At 36.9% G+C, this 14182-nt stretch carries 10 protein-coding genes and 1 pseudogene; 1 reads left to right on the plus strand and 10 read right to left on the minus strand.

The genetic code is table 11. The features are described from left to right. Positions 1–31: 31 nt before the first annotated feature. The 3 genes and pseudogenes from BUW93_RS03795 to BUW93_RS15065 all read right to left on the minus strand — a co-directional run bounded on the left by BUW93_RS03795 (position 32) and on the right by BUW93_RS15065 (position 1966). Positions 32–1147 (minus strand): Fic family protein, encoded by a 1116-nt coding sequence (locus BUW93_RS03795; protein WP_081209326.1) that lies wholly within the window; start codon positions 1145–1147, stop codon positions 32–34. Between the two features lie 288 nt (positions 1148–1435). Further along, a pseudogene (locus BUW93_RS15060) lies at positions 1436–1603 on the minus strand (tyrosine-type recombinase/integrase); the annotation flags it as partial. A gap of 186 nt (positions 1604–1789) precedes the next feature. Then, complete coding sequence (locus tag BUW93_RS15065; protein ID WP_232778305.1) at positions 1790–1966, minus strand: hypothetical protein; 177 nt, start codon at positions 1964–1966, stop codon at positions 1790–1792. A gap of 207 nt (positions 1967–2173) precedes the next feature. On the opposite strand from BUW93_RS15065, the gene BUW93_RS03805 reads away from it, so the two are divergent. After that, positions 2174–3346, plus strand: a complete 1173-nt coding sequence (locus BUW93_RS03805) for a sensor histidine kinase (protein WP_081209327.1) — start codon at positions 2174–2176, stop codon at positions 3344–3346. 199 nt (positions 3347–3545) lie between these two features. Here the strand turns inward: BUW93_RS03805 and BUW93_RS03810 are convergent, their stop codons facing one another. From BUW93_RS03810 to BUW93_RS03840, 7 genes are all read right to left on the minus strand, one after another. Then, on the minus strand, positions 3546–4319 hold the full coding sequence (locus BUW93_RS03810) for a hypothetical protein (protein ID WP_081209328.1): 774 nt from the start codon (positions 4317–4319) through the stop codon (positions 3546–3548). Between the two features lie 91 nt (positions 4320–4410). Next, entirely contained in the window at positions 4411–4899 is a 489-nt protein-coding gene (locus BUW93_RS03815; RefSeq protein ID WP_157893279.1) for a DUF4402 domain-containing protein, read from the minus strand. Between the two features lie 160 nt (positions 4900–5059). Beyond that, entirely contained in the window at positions 5060–5458 is a 399-nt protein-coding gene (locus BUW93_RS03820; protein ID WP_081209331.1) for a response regulator, read from the minus strand. A gap of 5 nt (positions 5459–5463) precedes the next feature. Further along, positions 5464–8223: a PAS domain-containing protein gene (locus BUW93_RS03825; RefSeq protein ID WP_081209333.1), complete on the minus strand. Its 2760-nt coding sequence runs from the start codon at positions 8221–8223 to the stop codon at positions 5464–5466. Between the two features lie 155 nt (positions 8224–8378). Beyond that, positions 8379–9518 carry an ATP-binding protein gene (locus BUW93_RS03830; protein WP_081209335.1) on the minus strand — a complete coding sequence of 380 codons (1140 nt, stop codon included), beginning with the start codon at positions 9516–9518 and terminating at the stop codon, positions 8379–8381. Between the two features lie 198 nt (positions 9519–9716). Beyond that, on the minus strand, positions 9717–10388 hold the full coding sequence (locus tag BUW93_RS03835; RefSeq protein WP_081209337.1) for a response regulator transcription factor: 672 nt from the start codon (positions 10386–10388) through the stop codon (positions 9717–9719). Next, a complete protein-coding gene (locus tag BUW93_RS03840; protein ID WP_081209339.1) occupies positions 10354–14022 on the minus strand; it encodes a PAS domain S-box protein in 3669 nt (1222 codons plus the stop codon). Before BUW93_RS03840 ends, BUW93_RS03835 begins: the two co-directional genes overlap by 35 nt. Positions 14023–14182: the final 160 nt, after the last annotated feature.

Here is a 14182-nt window from a genome sequence, read left to right on the forward strand (position 1 = left end):
CACAGGAGTGTGAACATCCAGGGCTTGACCTTTATTGTTGTGAATTGTCGAGTTTCAGGTAGTAAGAAGTGCTTCGTCCGCCCCCCTCTTTGATAAAAATTCCTTTATCATAAAGATCCTGGAGATCTCTGGTGGCAGTTGCTTTCGAAGTTCTATTCAAAGAAACATATTTTCTTGCATTAATGCCACCTTCAAATCCTTCCGGGCCTGCTTCGAACATTCTCTTTAGAGCCTTTAATTGTCTTTCATTAAGTTTACTTTTGAACCTGTCGAAAAACTTAGTTTTTTTCAGGGTAAAAGCAACTAAAGATTCGGCATCTTTTTGAGCAGTAATTGTTGTATTTATGAAATAAGTTATCCAGGGAGTAATTTCATTCTTTCGTTGAGCTCGTTGTAATTCGTCATAATAATCCTTTTTATTGTTTTCAATGGTCTTAGAAAGACTAAGTAATACTGGCCTTCGCATAAATTGTGAAAGGGCTTTTTCTGAAATGGCTCTTCCAATTCTTCCGTTGCCGTCTTCAAAAGGATGTATTGATTCAAAATAAAGGTGGGCAACTGCCGCTCGAATGATGGGTTTTCTTATTTCTGTTTTGCCTCTATGGGCTGTGTCATTAAACCATTGAATAAACCTTTTCATTTCAGAAGGAACTACTTTAGAAGGTGGAGCTTCGTAATGGATTATTTCTCTACCCATGGCACCCGAAACAATTTGCATGGGTTCCTTGTGACTACGCCATTTCCCCGCTTCAATTCTTCTATTTCCTTTCATAAGCATTCTGTGCCATGTTAAAAGACTGCTTTTTGTTAATGCCTGCTGATAATTTTGTTGAGCATCTACCATTAACTCGGAAATTCCCTGTGCACTAAGATCTTTAGTTGTATATTTTGTGTAAAGGCCCAGGTTATTTTTAATAGAAGACATCACGTCTTTCCTGTCAAGATATTCACCCTCAATTTCTGAGGTTTTGATTGCTTCCGAAACCAAAATTTCAATTATGGATTCCATTTTAATATCCTGGGGTAATCCTTCTAATATTCCATTAATTCTTCCGCTTCTTTCAGAAAATTCAAAAAGGAGATCTTCTACATGTTGTGTAGAATACTGAAATTTTGGCCAGTCAGGTTGTTGCCAATTGTATTTCATGAGCCGAATAAATTAATTAATCGGCTCAAATATACGTAATTTTTGATTTGTTTGTTTTGCTAATCGGCTCAGTATTTTAGGTATAGGTGTCTCAAAATTTTTCAAGAACAAAAATCATCAGTTTTTGGAGTATTTATAAACTGGGCCTGTTAAGTCAAATTTTAGACCTGGATTTTAATTTTTCTTCTTTTTAGCATCTGTAGATTTCTGAACATCTTTTTCTGCCAGTTTACTTTTAAAGGCCTTCATATCATCACTGATTTTTCGGTCTACGATTTTAGCATAATGTTAGGTAGTTCGAAGATCTCTATTTCCCAACATTTTACTTACAGATTCTATAGGAACACCATTGGTGAGTGTAATAGTGGTTGCGAACGTATGTCGGGCCAGGTGAGTGGTAAGGGGTTTGGTAATTCCACATAGTGCAGCGATTTCTTTTAAAAATGCATTTGATTTCTGATTGCTTAGTACCGGTTAAACATACTTACCGTTTTTCACCTCAGGGTGATCTTGGTAACGTTCTAAATTTCTTCTGCAACAGGTAACAGGGGAATACTGCTTAAAGATTTTGTCTTGTCCTTTTTATGCGAATCCATTTACCGCCGTCTATGCCTTTAGTTATATCAGCACTGCTTAATTTTTTCAAATCAGAATAGACCAGGCCGGTATAACGGCTAAAAAAAACATCTCCCGAACCAGTTTCAGGCGATCCAGGAGGAGGTTTTTCTCGATTAGTGTTTGAACTTCTTCCTCATACAAAAATTCCCGTTCCACCGTTTCAAACAGTACCTTGTAATTATAGAAAGGATCCTGGTCCATCCACTTTCAAGATTAAGTGAATCACGTAGTTATTTCTATCTATCCTTTCTCTATTTTTGCACCAGCATACAGGAAGCTTTAAAACCAAATATCAAATTTTCAAAAATATCCATTAAAGGTTAATTTTGTCAATTTCTCTATAGATCATTTTCCTTATTTTAAGGCACCCGCTACCAAGTGGTTACCACTCTATGAACTTCAACCTATATGACAGAAATTTATCCTGGAAAAGACGCCTCTAATATCTCATTAAAACAACTTGCAAAGGAGTTCAAATTTGTAATTGACCTTATGCCACAAATGGTTTGGGCAACCCAACCTGACGGCTATCATGATTTTTACAATCAACGTTGGTACGAATTTACCGGTCTTTCGTTTGAGGAGACAAAAGATAAAGGTTGGTCATTGGTTCTCCATCCTGACGATTATGAGCGTGCCTGGGAGGTGTGGCAAAAATCCTTAGATACCGGTGCACCATATGAAATTGAATACCGAATGAGGAAATATGACGGTACTTACACCTGGTTTCTCGCCCGGGCTCAGCCTCTCAGAGATGAAAATGGGAAAATTGTCAAATGGTTTGGCACGTGTACAGATATCCAGGAACAAAAAGAGACTCTGGAAGAGTTGGAAAGGACTAAAGAAGAGCTTCATAAGGCAAACAAGGACTTGAGCCACTCTGTGGACGATTTAAGTAAAATTAATTTGGAACTGGATAATTTTGTCTATTCCGCATCACACGATCTTAAAGCTCCCTTAAATAACTTGGAAGGACTTATAGCTCTTCTCCAGCCTTCTGAAAAAGAGGAGTCGAATCAAAAAGAAATACTCCCACTGATAGGTAAATCAGTAAGCCGCTTTAAAGAAGTGGTCAATGATATGACCTTAATAGCTCAAACTGCAAAAGACACCTATAATATTCATAATATAGACTTTCCTGTTTTACTGGGCGAAATAAAAAGCGATCTTAATCATCTTATTAATTCAACAGAAACTGTTTTAAAGCTGAATTTACAGGTTAAGCATTTTCAATATCCAAGAAAGGATATTAGAAGTATTTTATTCAATCTTATTTCTAACGCAATAAAATACAGGCATCCCGACAGACCACCAAAAATTAAAATAAGTACCAAAATTACACTGGAAGAAATTATTCTGGTGGTGGAGGATAATGGCTGCGGAATTGAAGATAAATATTTATCCGCATTATTCGACAAATATTTCCGAATCAACACCACTGTTGAGGGGTCGGGCTTAGGCTTATTTATTATAAAACAGATGGTCGGGAACAGAGGAGGAAGAATTGAAGTCACAAGTAAACCTGGAGAGGGTTCCCGGTTTTCAGTTTTCCTTAAGATTCAAAAAAGCACTTCCAACTAATTTAATTATCAGTACCGGAATGTTACGTACTGTAATCTCTTCTTTAAAAGAATTTCTAGATTTTAATGGATGGCTTTTCATAGCTATTTATCAATTTTAAGGTCTGGTAAACCTCTCATTAATTCACCTTCAGATTTACCCGGAAATGTAACTTCCGAACTTAATTTATAGGCTTCAATCTAATAAACAACATTTAAATCTATATTTTAATAGCCTGCATTGTTTTTGCCTTAAACTTCCACGAACTAAGATTCACATCCAGCAGGGATTCTAATTCCTCGATATCTCTTTTAAAATAGGTATAATAAATATATTTCGCAGTGTCTTTCTCTAATTCACTATTTGATTTAGAGAAATAACTCAATATTCCTATCCTTTTGCCCGCAACTTTTTGTCTGCTGAGGTTATGTTCAATTTTCTCGCTTGAGAATTTAAACTCCAACTCTAAACTTTCCTTGATCTCCATTAAAATTTGATATGAAGAATTTTTTAAAGTTTCATATCGAATAATTTGAAGTTTATGTTCACTTGAATTTTTTATTAAATTTTTAATTGTTTGCAAATATTTTCCTGCAAGTATATAACCTGTTTTAGTTGATCCTATACCAACTTCATCAGGTGCATTATCCCATTTAATAGCTTCCATAAAACCGGTGTGTTCTATTTTATCTTCCTTATTTTTCTTGTAAGCGGCAAAAGCTCTATGAACGGGATTCCTTAAGAGCAAGTAAATTTGACCGCCTGATTTTAAATGTGAGAAGATATTGAGATCGCACAGTTCCTCCAGATTTTTCACCTCAAAAATCCCCAGACTTTTCTGAGTAAAAACCCTGGATTCAAGCCTTAGTATAGCTCTATTATCTAGAATATCAGGAGGTGTCATACTTTTCAGATTCTGCTGCAAAAGATTAAATATCTCTCTGGCCCCACTGTATTCAGGGGCGATTATAATACAATCGAATTTATTTACCATAGGGGCTGGCTTTAAATTGGAAAACTTCTTTTTTTAGATCCTATATTACCAGAATCTTAGTTCTATCGGTTAAAACAGATCTAAGATTCTTTTAATCATAATCAACTATTATCTCTACTGATCCAGGACTGGTATATAAACCCGGTTCCTGTTCATTCTTCACCAAAATGACAGCTCCTAATACAAGAATATCCTGATTTTTATTTAACCCTTCTTGAATTGACCGGTTACTGTAAAACTCTTTGATCTTCAATTGGGCAGTACCATTGCTAAGTATAAGTTCCTCATTGGGCAGATTGATCCTCAAATTTCTAATTGATTCCCCTTCAAGTTGAAAGCTGGCAAGATTACTAAATGCAGCTTGCCCCATTTCTAAATCTGCAGAATTTATGCGAACTCCTCTTGTTGTGGAGCGTTTTACCTTGGAATTTGCGGAATTTACTCTGGAAATTTTTATCGATTCCGGTGGTGTGTAACTATCCGGATTTACAATAGTTACGGAGGCTTTAAAACTGGCTGAAGCCTGTCCCAAGAAATTCAAAGGAATAAAAAACAGTATCAGGGTTGCTATCAATTTCACGGTGATTCTCAGGCTTTTAAATTCAGGTTAACCTAAATTACCTCCATTTCCGTACTTATTTTACCGTAAACTACCTATTCTGCCTCTAAGTAAAACACTTAGATGCATATCGTGTCTTTCAAAATTTAGGTTTATAATAGTGGATCACCTATATAAGCATTTAGATTAAATTACGATAGTCTGCCTTAAGGAACTTCTTAAGACTATTGGGCCCAATAGGCTTATTTAGAAAATCAATTACCAGGGGGGATTTTTTTGCCCGCTCATAATCTTCCTGGAATTTAGAAGAGGTAACTACTACCACCGCAAGCTGGAATGGATAATCTCTTTGCTTCAAAACTTCAAGGAATTCCCAGCCATTCATAACTGGCATATTTAGGTCCAGAAGAATAAGATAATTTTCCGATGGTTTTTTTATTATTTGTTCATCCAGAAAATTCACTGCTTCTAAACCATTAGAGAAGACTTCCGCTTTACGATTAAAGGTTTTTGTTATCCACATCTTTTGCATTATGGCCACCACAGCATCATCTTCTATGATAAGAATATTCTTTTTCATTAAAATTAAATTTCTTCGGTTTTTCTTATGATCTTTATAACTACATCATCCAGTTCATCGGCTGAATTACTGATTAGATCTATGAGTTCATCATGGTTCCATTCATCATATACCTCATTTTTTACAAGTTCCACAAGTCCTTTCAATCTGGTAAGGGGTCCACGCACAACATGTGCCTGTTCCCAGGCTATTTCCCGCAGCACTTTGTTTTGCTTTTTGATTTCCCTAATCATTCTTCGGGAATCTGAAACGTCCAGTGTGGCCCCAACCATTCTGATGGCTTTTCCTTTTGCATCTCTAATAATATACCCACGATCTATTACATAGGCTTTTTCGCCGGTTTTTTTCAGAAAACGGTATTCACGTTTCCATTTCGTAGCTTTTGGGTCTTCCAGAACAGCAAAAAGAGACTCTTTAACCTTTTCCCTGTCCTTCAATAAAATTTTATCAAACCAAAACCGTTCTACTGAAGAATCATTACTATCGTAGCCGTATAGTTTCTTAAAAGCTTTGCTTCTTTGAATAATATTTTCTTTAATATTCCAGTCCCAGATCATCTCCCGGGTGGCTTTCATGGCGTAATTGAATCTTATATTCGCCAGTTTTACAGCATCCTTGCTTGAGATTATTTCTGAAATATCACTGGTAGCACCAATTAGTCTTACAGCTTTTCCCTCATCATCTCTAATTATCTGCCCCCGATCTATTATGGTAGCATAAGTGCCATCACTTCGCTTAAATCTATATTGAACACTGATATTATCGGTATTAGGGTTATTAATAGATGCATGTAGACTCTTTATCCATTCTTCTCTATCCTCAGGATGGACATGTTCTTTCCAGAATTTTCTTTTCTCAATTTCGTCTAAAGAATATCCATACAAAAGCTTTTTACCATCAGTGAATTTGGTAACCTCATCAGTTAATAAATTCCAATCATATATGAGATCATGGGTAGCTTTGGCTGCTAATTTGTAGCGTTTATTTAAATCCCTAATCTCCTTATTACGTTCCATTTCCTGTGTAATTTCACGGGAATTAGTTATTATTCCCTCTATTGGAGCAACATCCAGGAGATTGGTGGCAATGGTCTCTACCCAACGCCATTTACCCTCTCCATCCTGGAAGCGGAAAGGAAGAATTTGAATATGCTTTTGGGAGTTAATAGAAGAGAATTGAGCAAATACAAAATCTTTATCCTCAGGATGAATAAAATCAAAGGCGTTCTTACCTATAAATTCTTTTGGAGGAATTCCTAAAACCCTGTCAGACGATGCGCTTACAAATTTATAAGTGCCGTCAGCTTCAAGTATTCCAATAAGATCAGAGCCCTCTTGTACCAGAAACTCGAATTTTTTTTCCGTCCTTATTAACTCCTCTTCCTTTTTCCCTATTTCGAGATCAGCTTTTTTCTTGTCAACAAAGCTCACCACACTTTTTAAAAGGCTTTTGAGGAAATCTTTTTCCTCCGGGTCCCACATTTTTTCATTGGTTCGGTATTCAACTCCTACTAATCCTAACAAATCATTATTTAAAAAAACTGGAAGAAGAAGTAAAGATTTAATTCCTTTCTCTTTAAGTATTGCCTGTTGTTCTTCTGTATAGCAACTATCGGGTTGAAACATCTTATGAGTATCATACTGAAAAGGCCCAAATATTTTCTTTAGCTTGTTATACCAACTTAGATTAATAGAGACAAAATGGGTTTTATTTGGCTTCCTGCTCCAACAAATAGTTTCGGAAATAAGCCTATTTCCTTTCAGGTCTTCCAAGGCAGCTCCTAGATAATAAATCTGATCAGCATTTATTGTTTGACCAATTTCTCCAAATATATACTCAAGATTTTTGGAATCTACCCCATGGGCAACCAGTAGATCTATTAATCGCGAATAAAGCTCAAGAAACTCTTTCTTTTTACTAAGGTCTTTTTCTGAACTTCGTAACCTGGTGATGTCTTTTGCGATCCCGTAAGCCCCTACAATTTGTGCATCCATCTTCATGGGGAGTAGATCAATACTTAAAATCATCTCCCTTCCCCTTGAAGACACAAAGTCTCCTTCAAATTTTTGAGGCCTACCTTCAACCGTCTTCAGAAAATAACTGAGAATCCTCTCCCGATCATGATCAGCACAAAAGGGGAGAAAATCCATTTGCAATAATTCCTCTTCAGAGGCTTCTGTTATTTCCAATAAACCTTCGTTGACACTTAGAAACCTTCCGGTTTTATCTAAAGAATATAAACCATCGCTGTTTTCCTTAATAAAGACTCGGTTCAGTTCCGTTCTTTGTAACCTTTCGGTTTCCAGAACTCTTTTTTGTCTTTCGTAAAGAATTTCAGCGGTCTTATCTACCGCGAAATGCCATATATAAACGCCCTCATTAGTCCCCGGAACATTTGCCAGGAAATTTTGAACCTGCCAGTATCTTTCCTTTAATTCTCCGGAACGGGATTCAGCAAGATCATATCTCATGGTTTCCATGAAGTCTGGTTCTCCGGTTTTGATCACTTTAGTAAAGGAGGTTTTTAATTGCTCCCAATCGTCTGAATTGGTAGGATAGGCATCGGGCACATTTTTTCCTATAACGTCTTCACGAGCCATTCCCGTTAATTTGCAATGGGCATCAGTAGTATTTATTATAATGAATTTTTCCCCTTCAACTTTAAGTAAAACCCCTGATAAGGGTAGGCTGTTGAAAAAATCAGAGTTTAAAAATGGCCCTTGATAATCGAAAAGGAATTTTTGGAAAAGACTAAAAATGCTCATTACAAATTAGGAAGTATACTTATAAATTACAGGTTGAATTTTGCAACCAAAAAACAATTCCGATTAAATTACCGGAAGAATTTAATTAGAAATTTAAGAAATTAATATTTAAGATAATTCAATAATTTTTTCTTAAGAGCAGTGAAATAGTTTTATTATTTACAATGAATGCTTATTAATTCTTTCAGTTTTTCAGGGTCAAAAGGTTTCATGAGATACTCGGTAAAATGATAAAGTTCTTTTTTACCGGGAATCTCTGTAACAGCTGTAAGAGCAATTACAGGAAGCTTTTTATATTTATCCCCGGAAAGATTCCGGATTTCCTGAATTGCCTCCAGGCCATTCATCTCAGGCATATGAATATCCATTAGAACTATATCATATTCTGAACTCACAACCTTTTCAAGAGCTTCTTTCCCGGTCTCGGCAATTTCACATTCCATCTGCCATAGTTCCAGGTACTTTGAGATCACAAGTATATTAATCTTGTTATCTTCTACCACAAGCACTTTTTTTCCTCTTAAGTCTGAACCATTTAGTTTCCCCAAATCATATAAATTCTGGGTTGCAGAAGTTTTTTCAAAAGGCAGACTAAACCTGAAATATGTTCCGGCGCCGGGCTCACTCTCAACCCAAAGATCTCCTTCAAGGATTTTAATTAACTTCTGGGTAATACTCAACCCCAGGCCGGTACCGGCATAATTAATATTAATATCTTCCTCTCCCTGGTGGAAAGGTTCAAAAATCCTGTTTATCTGGTTAGTAGGTATACCGATTCCCGTATCATTCACCTCACACAATACAACCAAAGAGTCTTTATTGTCATTCTGAAGCCTTAAGCTAACGGCCACTTCTCCTTCATCGGTAAATTTTATCGAATTAGAGACTAAATTGATGAAGATCTGGCAAAATTTCACCTGGTCTCCTATAATGATTTCAGGGATTCCGGGATCAAATTCCAGTTTAAACTCCAGGCCTTTTTCCCTTGCAGTCTGTTGTTGGGAATACAGGCAATGCTCAAGTTTTTTTCTAATATTAAAAGGTTTGTTGGTTAACTGTAGGTCCCCTGAATTTATTTTACTAAAGTCGAGAATGTTATTCACCAACTCTAAGAGATTTTCTGAAGTGCTTTGCAGTACTTTGTAATATTCCTCCCTATGCGTTGTTTCTGACTTTTGTAAGAGATCTGATATTCCAATAATGGCATTTAAAGGGGTTCTTATCTCATGACTTAAAAGCGTAAAAATTTCAAGGTTTTTATCCGGGGATTTATCCGTCAAATTTTCAACATTCATTTTTCCACATCACTATTTTAAATCGACTGTTTCAAAACAATCTAAGATTTAAATTAAACTTTTATTAATTTGTTGTCTTCCAAAGCCATCTATCGCAAGTTCAGTTTGGCTAATAATTTTCCTGCAAAAATAATTAGAAGCAATTTTTACCACTGCGGGAATCACGTAATTGATATTAGGTGTAATACTTATTAACCTTTAACTGGAAAAATCCTCCACAAGATTATTCTTTAGCGCGAAAACCACCAGACCGGCAATAGATTTTGCTCCTGTTTTACTGATAAGGTTTTGCTTATGAGTTTCCACGGTTCGGACACTAATATGAAGCAGGTCCGCTATCTCTTTATTAGATTTATCTTTTAAAATAAGGTTCAACACTTCCTTTTCTCTGGGGCTTACTGAAGAAATATCGATATTGTTCAGTTCCCGCTTAAGTTGGCTGAATTCCATCATCACTTTATTGGAAACACCACGGCTAAAATAGGTGTTGCCTCCGGCTACCTCCAGGATTGCCTCCTTTAATTCTTCCTTATCGCAATCCTTTAAAACGTAACCATGCACCCCTTCTTTCAACATTTGTTTGATATGTAAGCTTTGGTTATGCATGGTCAGGGCTATAATTCTTAGCTCGGGAGAAAGCTTTTTTAATTCCCGGGTACAATCCATTCCATTCATATGGGGCATATTGATGTCCATGAGTACCACATCCGGTTTGGTTTCCATAGCCCGAATGACGTTTAAGGCTTCCACGCCGTTCCCTGCAGCCCCAAAGAATTCAAAACTCCCCTGGAAACTCTTTACAATAGAGATTAAACCTTCTCTTACTAATTGATGGTCATCTACTATAAAAATGTGTGCTGGTTTCTTCATTTGATTCTTCTTTATATTTAACAGGGATCTTAAACGAAATTACAGTGCCTTTACCTGAAAAAACTCTGAATTTCCCCTTCATCTTCTTAATCCGATCCCTCATTGAAATAAGGCCTATTCCCTGCTTATGATAACTTTTCTTCACATCAAATCCTTTGCCGTCATCCTGTAAAGTACCTCGCACAAAATCCTCCTCAAAAAATAAACGTATTTGTATATTTTCTGCTTCGGAATGTTTCAGGGCATTCCCGAGCCCTTCCTGGATAATCCTGAAGATATGCAATTCTTTACCCGATGCCATTTTTCGATATTCCGTATGCTCAAAACTTATATTTTTTTTGCTGCCTGAGGAAGATTGTTCCACTAACTCCCTTACAGCCTCAATTAAACCAAAATCCTTAATAGAACTGGGCATAATGGCATGGGCCAGGCTTCGGGATTGGTCGATTACATTATTAAGGTAGTCTAGGGCTCTGTTATAGCTTTCACTGCTGGAAAGTTCGTTATAATCATACCGCAAATTTTTCATATTCATCGCTACCACGCTAAGAGACTGCGTGATTCCATCGTGGATCTCAGAAGCGATTTTGGAACGCTCTTTTTCACGGGCCTTTATACTGGCATTAGATACCTCAATTTCTTGTTGTACCCTTTGAGTCATATCCCTTAGCACTACCATAGCTCCAATTCGGTTTCCGGAGGCATCTTTTAAAGCTGATCCATTAGACTGAACATATCTTACCGGTTTCCCCGGTTTTTTTATCAAAAATTCATGTTTATAAGCTTTTCCGGTTTCTAGTGCACGGAATAGACTTAGTTCTGAAGGCTTTAAATGCCGGTCGTCATCAACAGAATAGAGATGATAAACTTGAGGCCAGTTCTTGGGGGCCAGGGAGAGATCGGGGGAGCCAGCCCAATCCATGAGGGTCTGATTCACATACTTAACTTTCCCGGATAAATCACAGGCAATTATGGCATCTGAAGCATGTCTGGTCAAAACCTGCATAAATTCCTCCTGCTCCCTAAGTTTATTTTCAGCGAGTTTCTTTTCGGTTACATCTAGTACCAAAGCATTCCAGGTTATGGTGGCATCCTTATTTTTCGTAGGGATTCCAATACCATGATGCCAGGAAATATCCCCTGTCTCTGAAAGTGTTCTCCATATTATACTCAATCGCTCTAATCTTTTTGAAGCTACCTGTAGCGACCGTCTAATATAATTATGATCTCTTGGATGAATGTTTTGAAAAAGGTGTTTTCCATTTCCACTAAATGCTTCTTCCCTCGAAAGATTCCAGATCTTTTCAGCGCCTTTTGAAAGATAAAGTACCTGGGGTGGCAAATTCCCATTAACCCTAAACTGAATAAGTCCCCCGGGGATATTATCCGAAAGCAGTTGAAGCCGCTTATTGGTGGTCTCCAGTTTTGACTGAGCTATCTTTATGGAGGTCACGTCCTGGAAGATGCCCATAACTCTGGACACTTCATAATTAGCATCCAAAATAGGCACTGCGATGATTCTTAAATGCTTTAATTTTCCATCCGGAAGAAAAATATCACCTTCCATGGAAACACTACTTTTATCCTCTAAAAGCTTTTTGATAGCCCTCCGGAACTTTAAAGCAGAAGAATGATGAAATTGACCTATTACTTCCTTCAATTCTAAAGCTGAAGCATTCTTCCTTCTCCCGAATATTCTATACACCATAGCCGAACATGAAAAAGTTTCTGTAGCTGTTTCAAGTTCCCAATCGCCAACCATTCCCATTTCCTGGGCTCGTCTTAAACGTTCTCCCGTGCTTAAAAGTTCCAGTTCTTTCTTTTTAACCCTATCAATATCCACATGGCTACCCGCCATGAGTAAAACCCGCCCTTTTGAGTCGCGTTTAATAACCTTACCGGAATTCAGGACCCATTTAAATTCTCCGTTTTTGCATTTCAGTCTCATTTCCTGGTAAAATGAAGTTTGCCTTCCCTGCAATATTGCCTGGACAGACCTTTGAAAGGCAGGTTGATCTTCGGGATGAATTAAACTTTCGAAAAACTCTTTGGTAGGAGAGATTTCAAATTTTTTATAGCCTAACATTTTAGCCCACTCCTCATTCACTTCATTATATCCGGTTTCCAGATTGATATTCCAGGTGCCTAAACCACCTCCTTCAATAGCAGCAAGCATTTTGCCTTTTTCCGTAGAGGTCTCGGTGACATCAATAACAGAATAAATAAATCCTTCGAGTTCTTTTGAAAGAAAGGCTTCCGAATTCGAAAGTACACTTCTAAATTCGCCGTTTTTTCTAACAACCTTGGTTTCCTGATGTATTGATTCGCCCACATTTCCGGAAGCAACCTTTTTCCTAAAGGCCCTGGTTTGATAAGCCTTATCTTCCGGGGGAAGAAGAAGAGAAAAATGTTGCCCTATTAATTCCTCTTTTGTATATCCATAGATTTTACAGAATCTATTGTTTAGCTTTTGGAAACAGCCGTTATTATCCAGTAAAGCGAATCCCACCGAATCGGTCTCAAAGATTACTTCAGAAAATCTTTGGTTGTCTTCCAGAGCTTTTTCTTTTTTGTGGAGTTCTGTATTGTTTTTAATTATGGAGATTAAAAGATCCTGTGAGGGAACAGGTACCCGTTTGATCTCGAGTTTTTTAGCATCTCCTTTTTTATCAATAACTATCTGGTTCTTATAGTCAACAGGAATTTTTGGTGGATGAAAACCTGATTCAGGAAACATTTCATTAATATTATGCTTCTTAGGATTAAAATCATCAAAATGGGAATTCCCTTGTTCCGGATGGTCGGACTCCAGGCTGAAAAATTCTGAAAATTTTTTATTTGCAATTTTAAGTTCTTTTCCTTTGAGCGTACTTACGGCAAGACCTAGAGGAAGATGTTCTACAACAAGTGATAGTAATTCTGTTTTATTCTTTAATTCCTTATCCTTTTCCTCTAATTTATAATGTAATCCAGTAATCAATTCATTGATCTGACTCTTAAGCTCGCCTTCCACTTTATTTTCAGCCTCTTTTCTGAAGGAAATGATCTCCTCGTTGGTTTTCATCTTCTTTAGCGCATTTTGCAATAGAATTCGGGAGCTTTCATAACCGCTGTGAAACGAATAAAAATAAAATAGGAACAGAGTCAGAGAGATAAAAAGCAGGAAGAGTTGCAGTACACTACTTATCCGCTTAAGGTTCATTAACTCGTTAGAAGTACTTCGGGAAAATAAACTTAAGTTAGTAAGTAACTCGTCAATATACCCATCTTGAGCTTTAAGAAGCTGTATCCGGGCTTCATGGCCGCTGTTATTTTCAACTCCCGATTCCATGACAGCAGTAAAGGCGCTGAAATCTCGTTTTACCGCAGCCTTTAGATGAGGGTGTTGCTCCAGGATCTGGTTAATATCAGAAACATGATGGTTCCATTGTTCCTGAAGTGTCCCCTGGTAATTTTTATAACCGGAGATATTCAATAATAAAAGATTGACCTTTTCTACGATCTCATCTGAGGCAGCTTCTTTTCTGGTTTCCGCGCTTATGGTTGCCAGCAAATAAGCATGCCATCCAAATACTGTGATAAATACCACCACAGAAATTATCAAGAATTTCTTAAAACCTGAAACGGATTTCATAGCAATTTTTCCGTATTAGACTAATTACAAATAAATTGAGTCTTGTAATTGAATCCAAACATAGTATAAAGAAATGTTAAAATAAAGAAAAATATAGAAATTTCTTACAGCTTTATTTCAACACTTATTAAAGCTGGTATTTTATCGGGGTTAATCATCC

Source organism: Salegentibacter sediminis, assembly GCF_002078605.1.
Classification (GTDB): domain Bacteria; phylum Bacteroidota; class Bacteroidia; order Flavobacteriales; family Flavobacteriaceae; genus Salegentibacter; species Salegentibacter sediminis.